20 protein-coding genes are annotated in these 18,270 nt (G+C 68.7%); 9 read left to right on the top strand and 11 right to left on the bottom strand.

Translation table 11 applies throughout. The features are described from left to right. Positions 1-64 precede the first annotated feature (64 nt). Positions 65-904 carry an NAD(P)-dependent oxidoreductase gene (locus ITJ66_RS03465; RefSeq protein WP_194643462.1) on the top strand — a complete coding sequence of 280 codons (840 nt, stop codon included), beginning with the start codon at positions 65-67 and terminating at the stop codon, positions 902-904. A gap of 65 nt (positions 905-969) precedes the next feature. After that, positions 970-1,188, top strand: coding sequence for a hypothetical protein (locus ITJ66_RS03460; RefSeq protein WP_194643460.1), 219 nt, complete (start codon positions 970-972; stop codon positions 1,186-1,188). Here ITJ66_RS03460 and ITJ66_RS03455 read toward each other — a convergent pair whose 3' ends face one another. Next, entirely contained in the window at positions 1,189-1,659 is a 471-nt protein-coding gene (locus ITJ66_RS03455) for a hypothetical protein (protein ID WP_192019417.1), read from the bottom strand. It abuts the gene before it with no gap. A 74-nt stretch (positions 1,660-1,733) separates the two neighbouring features. Between ITJ66_RS03455 and ITJ66_RS03450 the strand changes: the two genes are divergently transcribed. Further along, positions 1,734-2,636, top strand: coding sequence for a serine hydrolase domain-containing protein (locus ITJ66_RS03450; protein ID WP_370582562.1), 903 nt, complete (start codon positions 1,734-1,736; stop codon positions 2,634-2,636). Positions 2,637-2,667: 31 nt separating this feature from the next. Here ITJ66_RS03450 and ITJ66_RS03445 read toward each other — a convergent pair whose 3' ends face one another. After that, entirely contained in the window at positions 2,668-3,012 is a 345-nt protein-coding gene (locus ITJ66_RS03445) for a hypothetical protein (protein ID WP_194643458.1), read from the bottom strand. 205 nt (positions 3,013-3,217) lie between these two features. On the opposite strand from ITJ66_RS03445, the gene ITJ66_RS03440 reads away from it, so the two are divergent. Both ITJ66_RS03440 and ITJ66_RS03435 read left to right on the top strand, forming a co-directional pair. Beyond that, complete coding sequence (locus ITJ66_RS03440) at positions 3,218-4,492, top strand: MFS transporter (RefSeq protein ID WP_194643456.1); 1,275 nt, start codon at positions 3,218-3,220, stop codon at positions 4,490-4,492. A gap of 163 nt (positions 4,493-4,655) precedes the next feature. Beyond that, entirely contained in the window at positions 4,656-6,317 is a 1,662-nt protein-coding gene (locus ITJ66_RS03435) for a RecQ family ATP-dependent DNA helicase (protein ID WP_194643454.1), read from the top strand. Here ITJ66_RS03435 and ITJ66_RS03430 read toward each other — a convergent pair. The 7 genes from ITJ66_RS03430 to ITJ66_RS03400 all read right to left on the bottom strand — a co-directional run bounded on the left by ITJ66_RS03430 (position 6,267) and on the right by ITJ66_RS03400 (position 10,989). Next, on the bottom strand, positions 6,267-6,929 hold the full coding sequence (locus tag ITJ66_RS03430) for an HAD-IA family hydrolase (RefSeq protein ID WP_194643452.1): 663 nt from the start codon (positions 6,927-6,929) through the stop codon (positions 6,267-6,269). The genes ITJ66_RS03435 and ITJ66_RS03430 overlap by 51 nt on opposite strands. Next, positions 6,926-7,411 (bottom strand): NUDIX domain-containing protein, encoded by a 486-nt coding sequence (locus tag ITJ66_RS03425; protein ID WP_228501460.1) that lies wholly within the window; start codon positions 7,409-7,411, stop codon positions 6,926-6,928. The genes ITJ66_RS03430 and ITJ66_RS03425 overlap by 4 nt, the downstream gene beginning before the upstream one ends. Before the next feature lie 36 nt (positions 7,412-7,447). Then, positions 7,448-7,963, bottom strand: a complete 516-nt coding sequence (locus tag ITJ66_RS03420; RefSeq protein WP_194643449.1) for an ASCH domain-containing protein — start codon at positions 7,961-7,963, stop codon at positions 7,448-7,450. Between the two features lie 46 nt (positions 7,964-8,009). Next, positions 8,010-8,579, bottom strand: a complete 570-nt coding sequence (locus ITJ66_RS03415; RefSeq protein ID WP_228501459.1) for a hypothetical protein — start codon at positions 8,577-8,579, stop codon at positions 8,010-8,012. A gap of 119 nt (positions 8,580-8,698) precedes the next feature. Next, positions 8,699-9,520 carry a MarR family winged helix-turn-helix transcriptional regulator gene (locus ITJ66_RS03410; protein ID WP_194643445.1) on the bottom strand — a complete coding sequence of 274 codons (822 nt, stop codon included), beginning with the start codon at positions 9,518-9,520 and terminating at the stop codon, positions 8,699-8,701. A 172-nt stretch (positions 9,521-9,692) separates the two neighbouring features. Continuing rightward, positions 9,693-10,469, bottom strand: coding sequence for a CPBP family intramembrane glutamic endopeptidase (locus ITJ66_RS03405; protein WP_228501457.1), 777 nt, complete (start codon positions 10,467-10,469; stop codon positions 9,693-9,695). Between the two features lie 46 nt (positions 10,470-10,515). Further along, positions 10,516-10,989: a hypothetical protein gene (locus tag ITJ66_RS03400; RefSeq protein ID WP_194643443.1), complete on the bottom strand. Its 474-nt coding sequence runs from the start codon at positions 10,987-10,989 to the stop codon at positions 10,516-10,518. A 259-nt stretch (positions 10,990-11,248) separates the two neighbouring features. Here ITJ66_RS03400 and ITJ66_RS03395 point away from each other — a divergent pair, with 259 nt between their 5' ends. Genes ITJ66_RS03395 through ITJ66_RS03385 form a run of 3 tightly spaced genes read left to right on the top strand, consistent with a single transcriptional unit; the run spans position 11,249 to position 13,815 of the window. Beyond that, positions 11,249-11,620 carry a hypothetical protein gene (locus ITJ66_RS03395; protein WP_194643441.1) on the top strand — a complete coding sequence of 124 codons (372 nt, stop codon included), beginning with the start codon at positions 11,249-11,251 and terminating at the stop codon, positions 11,618-11,620. A 13-nt stretch (positions 11,621-11,633) separates the two neighbouring features. Beyond that, the gene (locus tag ITJ66_RS03390) at positions 11,634-13,400 is read left to right on the top strand and encodes an alkaline phosphatase family protein (RefSeq protein ID WP_086472851.1); all 1,767 of its coding nucleotides are present in this window, start codon (positions 11,634-11,636) and stop codon (positions 13,398-13,400) included. 4 nt (positions 13,401-13,404) lie between these two features. Beyond that, a complete protein-coding gene (locus tag ITJ66_RS03385) occupies positions 13,405-13,815 on the top strand; it encodes a hypothetical protein (RefSeq protein ID WP_370582561.1) in 411 nt (136 codons plus the stop codon). Here the strand turns inward: ITJ66_RS03385 and ITJ66_RS03380 are convergent. Continuing rightward, on the bottom strand, positions 13,797-16,175 hold the full coding sequence (locus tag ITJ66_RS03380) for an HAD-IC family P-type ATPase (protein ID WP_194643439.1): 2,379 nt from the start codon (positions 16,173-16,175) through the stop codon (positions 13,797-13,799). The genes ITJ66_RS03385 and ITJ66_RS03380 overlap by 19 nt on opposite strands. A 139-nt stretch (positions 16,176-16,314) precedes the next feature. Here ITJ66_RS03380 and ITJ66_RS03375 point away from each other — a divergent pair, with 139 nt between their 5' ends. Beyond that, on the top strand, positions 16,315-17,031 hold the full coding sequence (locus tag ITJ66_RS03375; RefSeq protein ID WP_194643437.1) for a putative ABC transporter permease: 717 nt from the start codon (positions 16,315-16,317) through the stop codon (positions 17,029-17,031). Positions 17,032-17,074: 43 nt separating this feature from the next. Here the strand turns inward: ITJ66_RS03375 and ITJ66_RS03370 are convergent, their stop codons facing one another. Beyond that, entirely contained in the window at positions 17,075-18,235 is a 1,161-nt protein-coding gene (locus ITJ66_RS03370; protein ID WP_194643435.1) for a hypothetical protein, read from the bottom strand. Positions 18,236-18,270 lie beyond the last annotated feature (35 nt).

Raw genomic sequence — 18,270 nt, 5'->3', positions numbered from 1 at the left:
TGGCCCTCATCATCGGTCCACCGCCTGAATAGGGTCGAACCGTATCTTCTGGAAGGACGTGCTCATGCGGGTGTTCATCGCGGGCGGTTCGGGCGTGCTCGGGCGCGCGCTCATCCCACTGCTCAGGACAGCAGGTCACGAGGCGATCGCGACGACCCGGTCGCTCTCGAAGTTCGCGCGCGTCGCCGACACCGGGGCGACACCGTTCCTGCTGGACGTCCTCGACCGGACCGCGACGGTGCGGGCGGTGGTCGAGACCCGGCCGGACGCGATCGTGCACCTCCTGACCGATCTGACCGCGGGAGACTCAGGGAGCAATGCACGATTGCGCACCGCGGGCACCCGCCACCTCGTCGACGCGGCCCACGAGGCCGGAACGTCGCGGATGGTCGCGGAGAGCATCTCCTGGGTCCACTCCCCCGGTCGTGAGCCCGCGACGGAGTCCGATCCGCTCGATCTGGACGCACCGGAGCCCCGGCAGACGACGATCTCCGCGGTGCGTGCACTCGAGGGCGCCGTGCAGGAGCTCGATGACGGCGGGGTCCTCCGGTTCGGCCAGCTCTACGGGCCCGGAACCTGGTATTCGACCGCCGGACGCTTCGGTGACGCCGCCCGCGCGGGCGGGCTCCCAGCCACGGAGACCGTCACCTCGTTCGTGCACACCTCCGACGCCGCCGCGGCACTCCTGCTCGCGCTCGGATGGGGTCGCGGGACGTGGAACATCGTCGACGACGAGCCCGCCAGCGGCCACGAGTGGGTGCCGCGGTTCGCCGCTGCAGTCGGCGCGCCGCCGCCGACGTCATCGATCTCAGGCGACATCGGCCGACCGGTGTCGAACGCGGCCGCCAGAGCGGCAGGTCTCACGTTGCGGTACCCGAGCTGGCGCGACGGGTTCTTCGCGTGAATCGGCACCGTTTCCGTCGCGGATCCTGGCGGCAGGCCGTCGTCACCCTCGCTGGGGTCCTACCGATGAGCGTCGCGTTGAACATCGGCCTCGACCCGCTCACCAGCGACTGGCCCCGCCTGGCCACGGTCGTCGCCAATGCGACCGTCCTCGTCGCGTCCCTCACGTGGGTCCTCCTACCGGCGCTCCATTGGGCGACGGGCGGGTGGGCCGCGCCGCGACCGAATCCGTCAGCCGAGCTCGCGGAGCCTGGACGCGACGTCGCAGACGTTCCGTCGCCGTGATCAGCGGACGCTGCAGGGCCCCGAGGCGGACAGCACGATTACCGGCCCCACTTCGGGCGCGTCGGCGAACTCCCCGAGACGCAGGTAGAACCCATCGTCAGATGTGAACGCCACGGCCCGGGTGGCATCTGACGATCCATCCGCGGCGACCTTCTTCTCCACCTTCCATCCCGCGCGTCCGGCGTACATCGCGGCCGCATCGTCCAACCAGGCGGCACGGTCGAAGTCCGCTACGACGCTGACCGTCAGGATCCCGTTGAACTGCGCGGCGCCACCGGTGCACTGGATGTCGACGTCGTCCTCGACCCCCGTCGACGCGCTGTCGGCAGGCAGCGTCGCCTCGAACTCGGCACGGAGCGAGAGCGCCTCCGACTTCGTGCTGTCGTAGTCCGGCCTGATCTGCAACGATCCACAGCCTGCGAGCGCGCAGGCGAGGACGATGCCGATGAGGCCGAGCATTGTCCGACGCATGATGCGATCCCTCCCCGAATGGACCAAGGTCTCCAGCGTAGGTGCCGAGGACGCCCGTCGGGCAGACTGGACCGGTGACCCGACCCGACCCGATCCGAGCCGAAACAACCCGAGCAGCCCTCCTCCGCGACCGCATCGTCCAGCAGGTCGCCGTGCAGGGCTTCGGCGCGCACGGCCTGCACGTGCTCGCCGGTGACGACGAAGCCGAGCATCGCTGGACCGAGGACGTCCGTGAGGACATCCACTCCGCAGCGAAGGGCGTCTGCGTGCTCGCCGCCGGCCTCGCCATCGACGACGGACTCATCACGATGGACACCACGCTGGGCACCGTGTTCCCGGAAGCCGACTTCGGTGAGGGCACCGCCGACGTCACCCTCCGGCACCTCCTGAACATGACGAGCGGCGTCGACCTCCCCTGGTCGCCGACCCTGCTGTCCGACTGGCCGGACCTGGCCCTCGAGTTCCTGAGCAGGCCGTCCCGCGGTCGCGTCTTCCAGTACTCGAACGCCAGCACCTACACGGCGATGCGCGCGCTCGAGACCCGGGTCGGCGACGTCGGCGACTACCTCGAGCAGCGACTCCTCGCTCCACTCGGCATCCACGACGCGCCCTGGGAGCGGTGCCCCCGCGGATTCATCGCATCCGGCGGCGGGCTGCAGCTCCGCACCACGGAACTCGCGCGCATCGGCCACCTCATCCGCGACCGCGGCCGGTGGGCAGGCGAACAACTCCTGTCACCGGAGTGGATCGACGCCATGCACACCGACTGGGTGCCCTCCGGAACCGGCATCGGCTACGAGCGGTATGCGCTCGCCGGATGGGATGGTCCGGGCGCGGCCTGGCGACTCCACGGCGCCTACGGGCAGCTCGTCATCTTCGCCGGCGATGCCGTGGTCACGATCACCGCCGAGGACCACGAGGGTGCCGACCGCATCGCGGCCTCCGTGTCCTCGCTCCTCGCCGACACCACGGGCTGAGCCCGGCTGCGGGCGCGGGCGCGGGCGCGGGTCAGCTTCCTGCGCGGAGCACTCCCGCCGCCGCTTCGACGGTCGAGACGAACGTGGCGCCGACGCTCCGGTGCCCGGACCGGATCTCCTGCTGCGGAGCATCGGAGAGTACGACCACGTCGATGTCGAGGATGCGACAGACACGCGCCTTGTACGCGATGTCGACGCGGTCCCCAGCTCGCGGGCACAACACGACCGCGCTCGGTGGGAAGCGCTCGTTCGTGAGCATCTCCCCCCAGGACGACGCCGCGATCGTCACCTGCAGATCAGGTGCGTGGGCGTCGAGCCACGACACGGCAGACGCGCGGGCGCGGTCGTCACTGTCCAGCACGCCGACTGTTCGCATCGATACCTCGTCACCCGCCGTCGCACCCGGAGTCACACCCCGGTGGTGTCGGCGCCATCCGTAAGGTACCAGCGCCAGGACGAGCTTGCGTGCCAGCAGTCCTGGCGGGCATCATGGCGACGTACCGCGGTGTCGTGGTGATCGTCGAAGCCCAGGCCGACTTGTCTGCCGATCGATCCCCCGCTCCGCCTCGGAGGCATCGTCCATGACGACTGCTCGCTCATTCCCGCCCTCCATCCTCGGCCCCTTCCGCGCAGCCGCCAGCCGGTATCGCGGTGTCCTCGGCCGGCCCGGGGCGCCGCAGTTCTTCCTCGCTGCGGCCCTCGCCCGGCCCGGCGTCGCCATGACCGGACTCGGGCTGCTCTTCTCGATCCAGCACGCGACGGGGTCGTTCGCGGTCGCAGGTGCGGGGACGGGGGCGTTCGCCCTCGCCGAGGCGGTGGTCGGTCCGCAGATCGCACGACTCGTCGACCGGTGGGGCCAGACGGAGACCGTACCGGTGGCCGTGCTCGTGCACGTCAGTGCAGTCGTCGTCGCGATCACCACCGCAGGACATGCGCCGATCGGCATCACCCTGGCGACCGTCGTCATCGCGGGCGCCGCGATCCCGCAGCCCGGCGCCCTATCGGCGGCACGCTGGTCACGGCTCCTCCCGGAGCCCGAGGCGCTCCGGACCGCCTTCTCCCTCGAGGCGAACGTGAACGACGTCGTGTTCCTGTCGGGACCGATCCTCGTGACGCTCATGAGTTCCTTGCTCGCGCCGTGTGCGGGATCCGCAGCTGCGGGGATCCTCGTGGCCGCCGGCTGTGTCACACTCTCCCTCCAACGCTCCACCGCACCGCTACCGCGACGTCGACCGGAGCGTGGGGCGGACACCCACCGATCCACCCTCCTCGCCCCGCCGTTCCTCGCAGCGCTCGGGGTGAACCTCGGGCTGGGGTGCTTCTTCGGTGCGGTGCCACTCCTCGTCACGGCGGCGGCGACCACGGAGGGACGGCAACCGTTCATCGGACTCGTCCTCGCGCTCTCCAGCGCCGCGAGCATCGTCGCCGGCGCGCTGTACGGGGCGATGCGATCGACCCCGCGGCCGCAGACCGTGCAACTGATCGCGTCCGTCGTCCTCACGCTCGCCGTCCTCGTCGGCACCGTCTGGCCGACCCTGCTCGGGCTGGCGATCATGCTCCTCGTCGGCGGGACCGCGATCGCGCCACTGCTCGCGTCCTCCTCGCAGATCGTGCAGGCGACGGTCGTCCCACGGGAACTGACGCAGGGCTTCACCTGGATCAACTCGGCCTCCGCCGCGGGAATCGCGGCGAGCGCCGCGCTCACCGGTTGGCTCGTCGCACAGGGAGGCGTCGAGGCCGCGATGCCGACGCTCACGGTCCTCGTCCTGATCGCGGTCGCGTCAGCAGGTTTTGCGCAAGCGCGAGCGAAGGCGGGCCGACGTCGCGAAGATGTCTCGCTCAAGCCTCACCGGTGAGGCCCGAGGACTGTCAGCTGGGGATGCGACGTCGACCGGATCACACGCTAGAGCGCGCCACCGACACCGGTCACCGACATCGTGTGCAGCCGTGGTGTTGCAGAGCCCGTCGCACTCGTCAAGCGGGCTCGGGAGGTCGGTGGGCGGAGGTACCGTCACGGACATGGGTTCCTCTCGTACGTCCTCCGGTTCCGTCGACCGCATCGCTCGCGATGACTTCGGATGGGAGACGTTCCTGCCAGGACAGCGGGAGGCGATCCAGTCGGCCGTCGCGGGGCGCGATACGCTCCTCGTCCTCGCCACGGGCGGCGGGAAGTCGGCGGTCTACCAGGTCGCCGGTGCTCAGCGCGGTGGTGTGACCCTGGTGATCTCGCCGCTGGTCGCGCTGCAGGCCGATCAAATCGCCTCGATCGAGGCGGCGCCTGCCGCCCCTCCGGCCGTCGCACTCAACGGCTCGCTCGGGCCGCATGCGATCGCGGAGGCCTGGGAGCGCATCGACGAGCGCGGGCCCGTCTACGTGCTGCTGGCTCCGGAACAGCTCGCGAACGAGGAGACCGTCGCCCGGCTCGGCGCGGCCGGTGTCTCACTCATGGTCGTCGACGAGGCGCACTGCGTCTCCTCATGGGGAACCGACTTCCGACCCGACTACCTGCGCCTCGCAGACGTCCGCCGCGAACTCGGCGATCCGCCGGTGCTCGCCATGACGGCCACCGCATCCGGCCCCGTCCGCGCCGAGATCATCGAACGCCTGCGCATGCACGATCCGGACGTCCAGGTGCACGGCGTCGACCGCCCGGAGATCCGCCTCGTCGTGCACCGGCACGAGAGCGAAGCGGAGAAACGAGCCGCGGTCGTCGACGAGGCCCGCGCCTGGACGGCGCCCGGACTGGTCTATGTGGCGACGCGCCGCGACACCGAGCGATACGCCGAGGAGATCGCGGCCGAAGGACGACGGGTGGCCGCGTACCACGCCGGCCTGAAGACCTCGGAACGTCGCGCCGTCCACGATCGCTGGCGAGCCGGCGAACTCGACGTCGTCGTCGCGACCTCGGCGTTCGGGATGGGGATCGACCGCGCCGACGTGCGCTTCGTCCTCCACGCCACGACGACCGAGTCACTCGACGCCTACTACCAGGAGGTAGGACGGGCCGGACGGGATGGTGAACCTGCCACCACCGCGCTCCACTACCGCGCAGAGGATCTCGGTCTCCGTCGTTTCTTCACCAAGCGTTCGGTGTCGGAATCCGCACTGCGCGCCGTCTGGCGGGCCGTCCGCGCTGCTCCGGGTTCGAGCGTCGGCGATCTGACCAAGCAGCTCGATCGGCCGCGCCGCACGGTCGCCCGCCTCGTCAACGACCTCGCGGACGCCGGCCTCGTCGACACCGCCGACGGCGTCCAGGCGATCGACGAGATCGGTCCGAAGCGCGCGATCGGCGCTGTGCGCCAGACGCTCGAGTCACGCGAGCGGATCGCTGAATCGCGGCTCGCCATGATGCGCGCCTACGCCGAGACGTCGCACTGCCGCCGGCGGGTGCTGCTCGAGTACTTCGGTGTCGAGGCAGCGGAATGGTGCGGGAACTGCGACGGCTGCGAACGGCATGAGGCACACCAGGAGGAGGAGCGCGCCGGGTCAGGAGATGCCGTCGCCGGTTCGCCGCTGCATGTCGACCAGGCGGTGCACCACGAGGAGTTCGGTCCCGGCACCGTGATGGGTGTCGAGCCGGATCGCGTCACCATCTTCTTCGATGCCGAGGGCTACAAGGTCGTGGCGCTCTCAGCGCTCGAGACCGGTGTCCTCACCACCCGCGAGCTCGCCTCGGCCTGAGCGCTCGGGCGCCTGCGCACCGCGAACCGGTACGCCTGCGTCGCGCAGGCGACCCCGAAGGTCGTCGACCGTCGTGAACCGACGCGTGGACATCGACAGCCGCGCTGCTCCGACGAGTTTCGACGCAGAGTCGTCGGTGAAGAGCACCTCCGCGCCCCTCACTCCCAGCACGTCGAGCACGTGCTGGAACGCTCGGACGTCGGGTTTCGCGAAGCCGATGTCCGCCGAGTTGAAGATCGCGTCGAAGTGGTCGGCGATGCCCGACGCTGCGAGTTCAGCAGCGATCGTGTCCGTGCCGTTCGTGAGCACCGCCGTCGTCAAGCCCGCGGTTCGGATCTCGTCGGACAGCTCCAGGAGCGCGTCGTCGACCGACCACGTCTGAGCACCCCATTCCTCAGCTGCCGCCTGGTCACCGACGAGGTGTCCGATCCGGCTGACCCATTCGGCTCTCGTGATCCGGCCGGTGGTGACCTCGTCGATGAGCGGAGCCGCGAAGGCGATCCCGGCGAGCACCCCGGGCTCGAGCCCGTTCCTGACCTCGATGTCGACCACCAGGGCCGGATCGAAGTGTCGGATCACGCCGTCGAGGTCGAACAGGACGACGCGGATCATGACGTGGCTCGTATCTCGCCGACCGCCGGCTCGCGCCCCGGGGCGTCGTCGATGACGCGATCGATCCAGTCGCGCCGCGGCAGCGTCGGGATCTCGTCACGGGCGAACCAACCGAGTTCGAGCAGCTCCTCGGGGTCCGCGGTCGCCTCACTGAGGAGCTCGCAGTCGTAGGCGGTGGTGACGTAGCCGACGTGGTCGCCGTTCGGGTAGCGCACCATCATCGGTTCACCGCCGTACACCCCGACGATCCCGCGGATGTGGACCCGGGCGCCGGTCTCTTCGAGGACCTCGCGCAGGAGCGCGTCGGCGGGCTCCTCACCCGGCTCGACGCCGCCGCCGATCAGACTCCAGAGGCCGGAGTGGTGGTGGCGACCGAGGAGGAACCGGTCCCCCTCCCGGATCACCGCGGTGACCCCGGGGAGCATGAGGAACCCGGTCCCGATGTGGGAGCGGATCGAGGCGACGTAGTCGGACATCGGCATGCGGGGAGTCTACGGAACAGGCCTGACCGGAATGTGTCAGTCGGCGTGCTCCGGCGGCCACACCACGGCGAAGTGCTCGAAGACGATGTCCTCGGACTCCGACCACTCCGCGCCACGGGCAGCACTGGTCCGCTCCCAGTAGCGCCGGTGTTCGCGCTGCCAGCTCTTGAGCGTGCGGTCGTCCTCACCTTCGGCGAACGCGAACGCGGCGTCTGCACTCCCGAACGGTCCGATGCGCAGCGCGGTGCTGCGGATGATGATCCGCGGAGCACCGGTGCTGTCGCACGCGATCCAGTACGACCCGATCCGAGGAAGCGGGTCGCCGCGGTGCGCGAACTCCGAGACGAGTTCGGCGGTGGCCCGCTTCCGCCCGGTCAGGACGATGTCGAGCAGCTCGTCGGCCAGCCTGGCTGTGTCGCCGAAGTGCTCGACCGTGTAATCGGCGTCGTCCGCGCCCGCGCCGCCGCGATGCTCGGCGTACGCCTGCCACATCGCAGTCGCAGCGTCATGGTCGGGCGACGCGACCGGTGCTGCGTCGTTCGGGGAGTTCATACCGTCGATCGTGCCAGACCATCCGACAGACCTCGTCGGCTGCAGCTCAACGCAGGCGACCGCCGGTGAACGCGCTCGCGGCCGCGGACACGGTGTCGAGCGGGGTATCGATCGCGACCTCGCCGATCTGGAACCCGAGCTTGCCGAGCATGGAGAACGACCGCGGCGGGAGGGTCGTCCAGACGCCCGGTGACTGCGCGGTGAGACCAGGCACGAGGTGGAAGGTCAGGATCCGCCACTTGCCGCGGGAGCGGATCGAGACGCGCTCGATCGCACCCCATGGGAGGAAGACCTCACCCTGCGGGATGACGCCACGAAGGCCATTCGCGTCGAGTGTGAGCACCGTACGAGCCACCGACTGCGCGCCGCGGACCGTCGCGAACTGCACCACCGCGAACAGCATGAACCACGAGACGACGCTGAAGGACAACCCGGCCAGCATGCCGAGGGCGAATCCGCCGGAGGCCGTGGTCAGCACCGCGAGGAACATCCCGAGCATCGGGATCAGCGCCGCGGCGATCAACGTGAACACGAACGCCGGACGGGTCGCCCGCTCAGTCCGAACCGGGGCCGATCCGACGACCAGCGGGGGGAATGACTGCGGCGCACCGTTCATGACGACAGTATGCCCGTAGCCGAATCCTGCTGGGACGGTCGCCGGTCGATCGAGCCGTGTTCAACACGCGCATCGTGCGGCAGCGGAAGGGCTGCTTCAGTTCGGCGACGGGCGAGCGGTCACTCCAGCACGACGTCCGGCTGACGCCATGCGGCGATGTGTAGGAAGACGCGGGCGAGAGGCACCCGTTCTTCGCGGACCCCGTGCGCGACAGCCGCCACGGCGCTCAGCCCCTCGGGCGTCGCTCGAAGGATGACGGCGCGTCGATCATCCGCGACCTCGTTGCGATGACGACGGATGAAGCCCTTGTCGCAGAGCTGATCGATCAGGTAGGCCGCTCCCGCATGGGACACCTCCAGGGGCTCGGACAGCGCGCCCGGACGCACCCCATCGTGGGTGGCGATGTACACGAGGGCGGCTCGTTGGCGGGCGGCCATCCGACCCTGGGTCGCGGCCACGGGCATGTAGGTCACGAGCTTCGCGCCCGCCGTGCTGGCGTCGAGGAGGAGGTCGAGTGGGTCTACAGCGGACGGATGCGCATCGACGCCCGTCGTCTGCAGGATCGCGCCGAGTTCGCGCGCGAGCTCTCTGCTTTCGCCCAGCAGCGTGAGCGCTCCTGCCCGCAAGGCTTCGGCTTGCTCATGCCCGTGGCCGGTGAGGATGACCTCGACAACCCGTCCGTCCCGGTCCGATGATCGCGTCGTCACCAGGCCGGCTTCCTTCAGGCGGGCGATGAGACGGGAGATCGCGCGGCGACCGAGTCCGCTGATGTCGGCCAGCGAACGCGTCGTGATGACGGAGTCACGCGCGATCACGATGAGTGCGACGATCTCCTCGATCTCGGCCCAGCGTGTACCGAAGACCTCGTCGACGGCTCTCGTGAGTCGGTCGTTGAACTGCCCGAGCAGCTCGATCGCCCGGGCGTGCGCTTCGTCTTGCATCGATCTCTCCTACCAGCGCAATCCAACCAACTCTATCGAGTGGCACCACTGCGTCCGCTGTGGAGGGATCGGGGAACCGGTCGCGCGTTCGCCGTCGAGAGCGAGCGGTCGCTTCATGGAGGTGTTCGCGGGTCAGGTCGATGAGGAATCGACCGGCGTGGCTGTGGAGCCGTTATGGACGGCCGCCACCATTCACCGGAGTCCGCTCGTCGGTCCCGCGGATGACGAAGGCGACGGCGATGAGCGCGAACACTCCGGCGATGAGGTTGATCGTGGCACCGATGCCCGCAAGCGGTCCGGGCGTGCCGTGGGAGAGCGCGAAGGTGGAGAAGTCCCACATGCCGTGCAGCACCATCGCCCAGATGAGCGTGCCGGTCACCCGGCGGAGGATGTAGAACACCGTCCCGGCGATGAAGGCGAACACCACCTGCTGGATGGTGGCTCCGAGCGCCTGGCCTGTCGCGTTCAGCAGGTGCATCGCTCCGAACAGGAACGAGGTGAGGAACCACACCCAGCCCTCGCTGAGGCGACTCCGCAAGCCGGTGAGCAGCAGGCCCCGGGTCGTGATCTCCTCGGTGAACCCGACGAGGAGGATCACGAGCGCAGCGGCGAGGAACGCGCCGTCGAACGCGGCCCAGTCCGTCGAGATGAGGTTGAAGACCAGGGCGACGACCATGAGGATCGGCGCGATGATCGGCCATCGCACGCTCCGATGGCGGTCGAAGAGTGCCGGGCGCCACCACCCGAGCAGCGTCGTCGTGAGGGCGAGGAGCACCGTGGCGATGATCAGCGAGAGACCGGCCCCGAAGAAGAGGTTGCTTCCGCTCGCACCGAGCTCGTCGTACCGGACGCCGGAGACCAGCTGGACGGTGAAGACCACCGCGATGTACCCGAGGTAGATGGCCAAGCCGATCCAGACGCGGGGCCGGACCTTCAGTGCTGTGGACATGGGGCGTTCCTTCGACGAGGGTGCATGCGGGTGGTGATCGCCGGCGTCAGTCGCCGAGCTCTTTCAGGAGGTCGTTGAGCCCGAGGCCTCCGATGTTGAGCGCCTCGAACTCCAGGCTGCTGCCCGTGGTCGCGTCCTGGAGCTCGATGATGCGCACGGTGCCATGGTGACGACGCGAGACCTTGAGGTCGCTGCGCTCGATGTGCGCCACCGGATGCAGATGTTTCCACCCGCCCACGAGACCGGTCGAGGTCCGACCGAGGACGTAGACCCTGGTCGCGGAGACCGCGAGCACGATTGACGGATAACTCCCGTGGGACGCGCTGTTGGCCCGCTGCGCGATCATCCCGCCAGCCACACCCCAGGCCGTCTGATTGTTGCCGCCCAGACCGACACCGGCAGCAGCACCCAGGACACCGGACAGCGTCGACCCGCGGGGCATCACCACCGCGACATCGAGGATCTCGTCATCCGGGATGACCGCCTGGGCTCCCTCACGTGCATGCTCTTCTCTGGACATGCGATCGACCTCTTTCATCTGGCCCCCGTTCGAGGGGCTCGACAGTTGTTGGCAATAACGTAGCGAAGTTCAGGACAAGACCGAAGGACTTGATTTTCTCCGAGGAAGGAGGATCATGTCTCGCCTCGACGGCGGGAGGTCGTCAGCCGCCAGGCGATGAACGGTTGCCGAAGGATGTCAAGACCGTTCGGAACTGTCTCGCATCGCGCTATCGTGTTCCCACGCCCGGGTTCCCCCGGATCATGTGGAGGCGATGATGATGGCGAAGCGACCAGCCGGCGTCACGCTGATCGCCGTGCTCACCTGGATCTCAGCAGCCCTCCACATCCTGCTCGGCATCCTGGTCTTGCGGGGCATCCTGTCGGCAGACGGCGTCTCGGACCTCTCGGCGTGGATCGCCATCGGCGTCGGCATCGTGATCTTCTGCGTCAGTGTCGGCTTGTTCAGCGGCAGCAACATCGCTCGGATCCTCGTGACGCTGTCCCTGTCGGCGTCCATCGTCGCGGCCGTCGTCCTCGTGGCGGACGACCCCGCCGGTCCGATCGCCGGTCCGATCATCTCGGCGGCCACAGCCGTGATCGGGATCATCCTGCTGTACACCGGCCGCGCCGGAGACTTCTTCCGATCCTGAATGAGGAGGCATCATGGGTACTGACGAGACGTCGCGCGAACCACTCGACCACGATGCCGACCAGCCCATCGACCGCTCGCGACGAGCATTCCTCAAAGGCATGGGATTGGCGGCCGCGGGCGCCGCGGTCGGCACGCCCGCCGGCATCGGGATCGGCGTGACGGTGAGCGAGGCCGAACGGGCGGCAGCGACCCCGGACTTCGTGGCCTTCGACCCACGCACGGAGCCCGGCTTCGACCACCTCATCGTCCTGATGGGCGAGAACCGCTCCTTCGACAACCTCCTCGGCTACCTGTACGACCAGGACGACCTCCCGGAGGGAGAGACTTTCGAGGGCCTCAACTTCGGCGAGTACAGCAACCCCTCGCCACTCGGCGGACGCATCTCGGCGCACCCCTACGAAGGGTCCACCGACGAGATCATGCGTCAACCCGACCCGGACCCGGGCGAGGAGTATCCGCACGTCAACAGTCAGCTCTTCAACGTCGTCGACCCCCCGACGAACGGCGACCTCCTCCTGCACCAGATGGAGGCTCCATTCAACGCCCCACCTGCCGGTGCCAAGCCGAACATGCAGGGCTTCGTCAACGATTACGTCGTGAACTTCCTGCGCCTCAAGCGACGACCCGACGAGGTGCCGGACAATCTCGGCAAGGTCATGGGGAGCTTCACCCCAGACATGCTGCCGGTGCTGTCGACCCTCGCCCGGGAGTTCGCCGTCTACGACCATTGGTTCGCCGGTGTCCCGTCGCAGACGTTCTGCAACCGCTCGTTCTTCCACGCGTCGACCTCCCACGGCTTTGTCACCAACCGGCTGAACGGCGACTACGACAAGTGGCTTGACGCCCCTCCGGCACCGACGATCTTCAACCGGCTCGACGACGCGGGTATCCCGTGGAAGATCTACATCGACAAGCTCCAGCTCATCTCGTACACCGGCATGATCCATGCGCCGGTGCTCGAGAAGCATTGGAAGACCGACCATTTCGCGACGATGGAGCAGTTCTACGAGGACGCCAGGGAGGGGAAGCTTCCGGCCTACTCGTTCATCGAGCCGCGCATGACCTACAACCACAACGACTTCCATCCGCCGTTCGGGAACCTTCGCGCCAGTCTGATCGAGGGCCAGCCGGTGTACGACAGCGCGCTCTCCGACGTCCGGGCCGGCGAGGCCCTCGTGAGCGACGTGTACAACGCGGTCCGGCGCAGTTCGAGCACGACGGGATCGAACGCCCTGAACACGCTCCTGCTCATCACCTTCGACGAACACGGCGGGACCTACGACCACGTCCCGCCGCCGATCGCGGTGCCACCGGACGACAGCGGCCCGGGTGAGATGGGGTTCGCGTTCGACCGCCTGGGTGTCCGTGTGCCGGCGATCGCGATCTCCGCCTACACCAAGGCCGGGACGATCATCCACGACGAGATGCACCACGGGGCGGTCATCGCCACGCTCGCCAGACTGCACGGCCTGAAGCCCCTGACCAAACGGGATGCCGGAGCGAACAACCTGTTCAACGCGATCAACCTCGACCGCCCCCGGCATCCCAGCGAATGGCCCCACACGCATCCGCAGTACATCCCGCCGAACCTCGAAGCCGAGCAGTACACCGACGACCACCCGCACAAGGACAAGCCGCTGAGCCCGCCCGCGCAGTCGTTGCTCGGCCTGCTGCTCGCGAAGTTCGGCGAGGTCATGCCAGAGGACGTCCCGACCTTCGCGGACGCCTATCGCTACCTGACCAGGTTCGGCAAGGGCCTGTTCGGAAAGGCCGGTTGACCCCGTGACGATCGAGACCCCTCGACGACGACCAGCCACCGTGACCGTCGCCGTCGCCGTGCTCTACCTCGGTGGCATCGCACAGATCGGCCTCGGTGTCGTCTCGATCTTCCTGCGGTACTCGACCGAGGTGCAGGCCGATGGACTGACCCTCGCCGTGACCCTGACCGGCGCCGGGATGGTGCTGTTCGGCCTGTTCATGATCGCCATCGCTTCCGGGGTCGCCCGCGGGAGTTCACTGTCGCGGGCGATCGCCTCGGCCGTCGTGGTCCTGGCCCTCGCGCTCGCCGTCGCCGACCTGGTCGTCGCCGGCGACGGCGACTGGACCGGTGTGGTGGTCCAGTCGGTCGTCGCGGCGGCGGTGCTCCTCCCACTCTGGCTCGGTGGCGGCCGAAGCTACTTCGCCGCCCGCTGAGCCACCATGCGTTCCTCATCGCGTCTCGCGATGCGTCGGTGGGCGAACCGGACGATCTCGATGAGCGCGATGGAGACGAGCGAGGTGCCGAGGACGAGGAGCGCGGTCGGGAGCGTCAGGTCGACGAACTGCAGGAAGTCCCGCGCGATCGGGACCGTGTAGACCACGACCAGGGCGACCATCATCACGCCGATGACCGCGCCCTTGAACCGGGTCACGGGGCGGGAGAGGACGACGAGGATCCACAGGCCGATGAGCGTCAGGATGAGCGTCGAGCCGGTCCGGACCTCCGCTTCCGGGACACCGAGCCCTGCCGCGAGGCGCGCATAGGCCGTGATGCCGAGCGTCACCGCCAGGCCGGCGGGCACGGCGAAGCTCAGTGATCGGCGCAGGAAACCGGGGATGTACCGCTGGGCGTTGGGCAGGAGCGCCAGGAAGAACGCCGGGAGTCCGATGGTGAGTCCGTCCGAGATGGACAGCTGCCGTGGGAGGAACGGGAAGGGGAGCATGAGGATGCCGAACACGATCGCCAGGAACGTCGCGTACGCGGTCTTGGTGAGGAACAGCATCGAGACGCGCTCGATGTTCGCGATGACCTGCCGTCCTTCCGCGACGACCGACGGCAGGTGCGAGAACCGACCGTCGAGCAGGATGAGGCGCGCGACGGCCTTCGTCGCGGCCGCGCCCGAGTTCATCGCGATGCCGATGTCGGCCTCTTTGATCGCCAGCGCGTCGTTCACCCCGTCCCCCGTCATCGCGACCGTATGGCCGGCCCTGCGCAGCGCGACGACGATCCGTCGCTTCTGATCCGGTGTGACCCGCCCGAACACGAGGTGCTCGTCGAGCACCCGGAGGAGCGCGTCGTCATCGTCCGGGAGGTTCCGCGCGTCGAAGCCACTCGGCGCATCGAGGCCGACGTCCCGGGCGATCGCCGCGACCGTCTGCGGGTTGTCGCCCGAGATGATCCGCACGCCGACCTCCTGGGCCGCGAAGTAGGCGAGGGTCTCGGCGGCGTCCGGACGGATGTCCTCCCGGAAGGTCAACAGCGCGACGGGCACGGCGTCATGCGGGACGGTCTCATCGGTGGTGGGCGTTCCGTGGGCGAGGACGAGGGTGCGGCGGCCGGTCGCCGCGAGCCGTTCCGCCTCCGCGGCCAACTCGCGGCGGCCGGCGTCGTCCGTCGTGGCCGGGAAGACCATCTCGGGGCCACCCAGGATCCACATGCCGTCGGGGAACACGACGGCGCTCCACTTGCGAGCGGACGAGAACGCGATCCGATCCGTCGGCGCCACCTCCGGCTGATCGGTGAACCGAGCGGTGAGACTCCGAGCCGTGGCGTTCGCGTCGCTCTGCACGCCGTACCAGGCGAGCACTCGTTCCCAGCCGGCCTGCTCCCGGATCGGGTGGACCGCGTCGAAGACGATGTCGCCCTGCGTGAGCGTGCCGGTCTTGTCGAGGCAGATGAGATCCACCCGGGCGAGCGCCTCGACCGCTGGCAGTTCCTGCACGAGCACCTGTTTGCGGGCGAGTTTCACCGCCCCCGCGGCGAAGGAGATGCTCGTCATGAGCACGAGCCCCAACGGCACCATCGCCACGATGGCCGCGATCGTGGCGGTGGCCGCGTCACGCCAGGCCCCGCTCGACGTCGCATCGGACCAGCCCCCGACCGCGTTCATCTGCGCGTTCAGGACCAGGAGGGCGACCGGCCCGACGATCCACGTCACCCATTTCAAGACCCGGTTGATCGACGACCGGAGCTCGGAGGCGATGAGGGAGAAGCGTTTGGCCTCGGTGGAGAGCGAGTTCGCGAAAGAGTCGGCACCCACGCGGTCGACGACCGCGCAGCCCTCCCCCGCGACGAAGGTCGAGCCCGACAGGACGCGGTCGTCGACCGACTTCTCGACGGCGTCGGACTCGCCGGTCAACATCGACTCGTCGACCTGCAAGCCGTGCGTCTCCACGACGAGGGCATCGGCGGGCACCTGGTCACCGGCCCGCAGCACGATGAGGTCGTCCATCACGACGTCGCCGACCTCGATGTCCGCTTCGACGCCGTCGCGGAGGACGCGGGCACTCGGCGAGTTGAGCAACGCCAGCCGGTCGAGCGACCGCTTCGCCCGGAACTCCTGGACGCTGCCGATCACGGCGTTGGCGATCGCGCTGAATCCGAAGAGCGCGTCCTGCCACCGGCCGATTGCGAGCAGCACGAGGAAACACGCGAGGATGATGCCGTTGAAGAGCGTGAGCACGTTCGCGCGGACGATGCTCCAGACGCTCCGACTGGTCTCCTGGGTGAACGCGTTCGTGCGCCCTGCCGCGACACGTTCGGCGACCTCGGTGGCACTCAGACCTGTACGCATGCACGCCTCCCGAAGCTGTTCGAACGTGTCTCGAATCGTACTAGGGTGATCGTCACGCGGCAGCGATCACCGCCGCACCCATCGTGCGCCCATCGTCATCAGACGGCTGTCGCCCCAGGAACGGAAAGGCGCACCCGCGATGTACACGATCAGCATGCTGTTCCTGTTCCTGGCCGTCTACGCCTTCCTCGGTTGGATCGCCGAAGTCCTGTACGTCCTCGTGCGGGAGCGGTCCCTGCAGAACCGCGGATTCCTCACCGGGCCGACCGTTCCGATCTACGGGTTCGGGGCGATCGCGCTCATCCTGCTCGTATACCCGTACGTCAGTAATCCGTTCCTCGTGTTCATCGCGAGCGTGGCCATCACCAGCACGCTCGAGTTCGTCACCCACCTCGTCCTCGACAAGGCGTTCCACATCAAGCTCTGGGACTACAGTCCGCGACGCTTCAATCTCCAGGGGCGGATCTGCCTCGAGAACTCGCTCTTGTTCGGCTTGCTCGGGGTCCTCCTCATCTACGTCATCCACCCGCCGCTCGTGCGCCTCCTGGTCGCGATCCCCCATGACGTCGCGATCGCGGTCGCCTGGGCCCTGATCGGCATCCTCCTGGTCGATGCCGCCCACTCGATCACCACCTTGGCCAAGCTGCGCCCGGTGCTCGCAGAGGTCTCCGGGACCCTCGCCCAGACCCATGACCGCATCGAGCGGGGTGTCATCCAGCTCGAGCAGACCATCGAGGAACGCCGATCCACAGGGGACTTCGCTCGACTCGCCACACTCGGGCGGCTCATGAAGGCCTTCCCGAACGCGAAATCCAGCACCCGCGATCCGAGCACGAAGCCGTACCCCTCGACCTGACCCGGGCTGACCACAGAACGCAGCGCACCGGCGGCCGCGGACGTCAGCGCGCGGTGAGGCCCGAGCCGTCCGCATCGGCGACGAACGAGGTGGAACCGTAGTCGTCACCGATACTGAACGTGATCTGCGGCGGTCCGGCCGAGCGGGCGAAGGTGGGGCTGTCGACGTCGGTGTCGGTCGAGCGGACCAGGTAGGCGAGCGCGTCACCGACGGGGAGGTCGACCTGTTCGGCACCGTCCTGCATCAGCGTCCAGACGCGGTCGAGCGCGACGTCCGACCAGGAGAACTGCTCGGCCGCCGATTCGGGTTGGATGCTCGCCGCGCCGTCGTTGGTGACCTGGCCATACCGGTACTCCCACCGATCGGTCATCGTGTCCCCCACGGTGAGTGGCGCCTGGACGATGACGAAGTCGGCGGCGACCGTGATCGACACCACACGATCATGACCGATCGCCTCCTGGAGCGCCCGTTGCGCCTCCGCGAGCGCCTCCGGACGACGGAGGTCGGGTCGGAGGCGTCCGTCCTCGAGGGCCACGATCGCCTGCGCGACGGACTGGTGGTACGGCACGACCACGATGGCCGCTGCCGCGATGGCGACGATCGCGAACAGGGCGATGCGGCCGGGACGACCGGCCCGGCCGACGCCGAGCAACGGTCCGCGTCGCCGTCCGTCGACGATGCGCCGGTGCGGCTCGACGGGGAGGAACGGAACTGATCCGCGTGGCGGCACACGGAGGCGTGACCGCTCCGCCGGAGCGAGCTCGCCGGCGTCGATGAAGGCTACCTCCGGCCCGCCGTCGAGCAGGATGGCGACATCACGCTCCGTGCCGGGCTGGAACATCGGGATGGCGGTCACCGGGACGACGGTGCGCATCGTACTCGCGAACGCCGCTCCGTGGAGCGGCTGGACGGTCAGGTCGAGTTCGCACAGCGGCTGGTCGTTGATCTGGGTGCCGGTCTGACGCAGGGCGTCGATGCGGGCGACCCCGAGCCGACGAGCGTCCTTGGCCTGCTGGACGGCCTGAGGCGAAGCACCGACGGCGTTACCCACCGACCGGGCCACGAGCGTGAGCACCGAGGTCATGATGAAGACGGGGAGTGCGACACCGGCGACTGCGTACCCGACGTCGGGCGGACCGACGGTGATCACGATGACGCCGCCGAGCAGAGCACCGAGAGCCGCGAAGGCGATCAGACGAAGCATGCCTTCGACCTTATCGAAGCGCTCGATCCCACCAC

Origin of the sequence: Plantibacter sp. VKM Ac-2885, assembly GCF_015351205.1 — a bacterium.
GTDB classification, from domain to species: Bacteria; Actinomycetota; Actinomycetes; order Actinomycetales; family Microbacteriaceae; genus Plantibacter; species Plantibacter auratus.
Note: the sequence above shows the minus strand (reverse complement) of the source record. Positions and strands in the feature narration are given on the sequence as shown.

What these genes read in the sequence shown, in the direction of transcription:
- ITJ66_RS03465 (WP_194643462.1), top strand. Translation starts at nt 65, where the DNA reads ATGCGGGTGTTCATCGCGGGCGGTTCGGGCGTGCTCGGGCGCGCGCTC.
- ITJ66_RS03460 (WP_194643460.1), top strand. Translation starts at nt 970, where the DNA reads ATGAGCGTCGCGTTGAACATCGGCCTCGACCCGCTCACCAGCGACTGG.
- ITJ66_RS03455 (WP_192019417.1), bottom strand. Translation starts at nt 1,659, where the DNA reads ATGCGTCGGACAATGCTCGGCCTCATCGGCATCGTCCTCGCCTGCGCG.
- ITJ66_RS03445 (WP_194643458.1), bottom strand. Translation starts at nt 3,012, where the DNA reads ATGCGAACAGTCGGCGTGCTGGACAGTGACGACCGCGCCCGCGCGTCT.
- ITJ66_RS03440 (WP_194643456.1), top strand. Translation starts at nt 3,218, where the DNA reads ATGACGACTGCTCGCTCATTCCCGCCCTCCATCCTCGGCCCCTTCCGC.
- ITJ66_RS03435 (WP_194643454.1), top strand. Translation starts at nt 4,656, where the DNA reads ATGGGTTCCTCTCGTACGTCCTCCGGTTCCGTCGACCGCATCGCTCGC.
- ITJ66_RS03430 (WP_194643452.1), bottom strand. Translation starts at nt 6,929, where the DNA reads ATGATCCGCGTCGTCCTGTTCGACCTCGACGGCGTGATCCGACACTTC.
- ITJ66_RS03425 (WP_228501460.1), bottom strand. Translation starts at nt 7,411, where the DNA reads ATGCCGATGTCCGACTACGTCGCCTCGATCCGCTCCCACATCGGGACC.
- ITJ66_RS03420 (WP_194643449.1), bottom strand. Translation starts at nt 7,963, where the DNA reads ATGAACTCCCCGAACGACGCAGCACCGGTCGCGTCGCCCGACCATGAC.
- ITJ66_RS03415 (WP_228501459.1), bottom strand. Translation starts at nt 8,579, where the DNA reads ATGAACGGTGCGCCGCAGTCATTCCCCCCGCTGGTCGTCGGATCGGCC.
- ITJ66_RS03410 (WP_194643445.1), bottom strand. Translation starts at nt 9,520, where the DNA reads ATGCAAGACGAAGCGCACGCCCGGGCGATCGAGCTGCTCGGGCAGTTC.
- ITJ66_RS03405 (WP_228501457.1), bottom strand. Translation starts at nt 10,469, where the DNA reads ATGTCCACAGCACTGAAGGTCCGGCCCCGCGTCTGGATCGGCTTGGCC.
- ITJ66_RS03400 (WP_194643443.1), bottom strand. Translation starts at nt 10,989, where the DNA reads ATGTCCAGAGAAGAGCATGCACGTGAGGGAGCCCAGGCGGTCATCCCG.
- ITJ66_RS03395 (WP_194643441.1), top strand. Translation starts at nt 11,249, where the DNA reads ATGGCGAAGCGACCAGCCGGCGTCACGCTGATCGCCGTGCTCACCTGG.
- ITJ66_RS03390 (WP_086472851.1), top strand. Translation starts at nt 11,634, where the DNA reads ATGGGTACTGACGAGACGTCGCGCGAACCACTCGACCACGATGCCGAC.
- ITJ66_RS03380 (WP_194643439.1), bottom strand. Translation starts at nt 16,175, where the DNA reads ATGCGTACAGGTCTGAGTGCCACCGAGGTCGCCGAACGTGTCGCGGCA.
- ITJ66_RS03375 (WP_194643437.1), top strand. Translation starts at nt 16,315, where the DNA reads ATGTACACGATCAGCATGCTGTTCCTGTTCCTGGCCGTCTACGCCTTC.
- ITJ66_RS03370 (WP_194643435.1), bottom strand. Translation starts at nt 18,235, where the DNA reads ATGCTTCGTCTGATCGCCTTCGCGGCTCTCGGTGCTCTGCTCGGCGGC.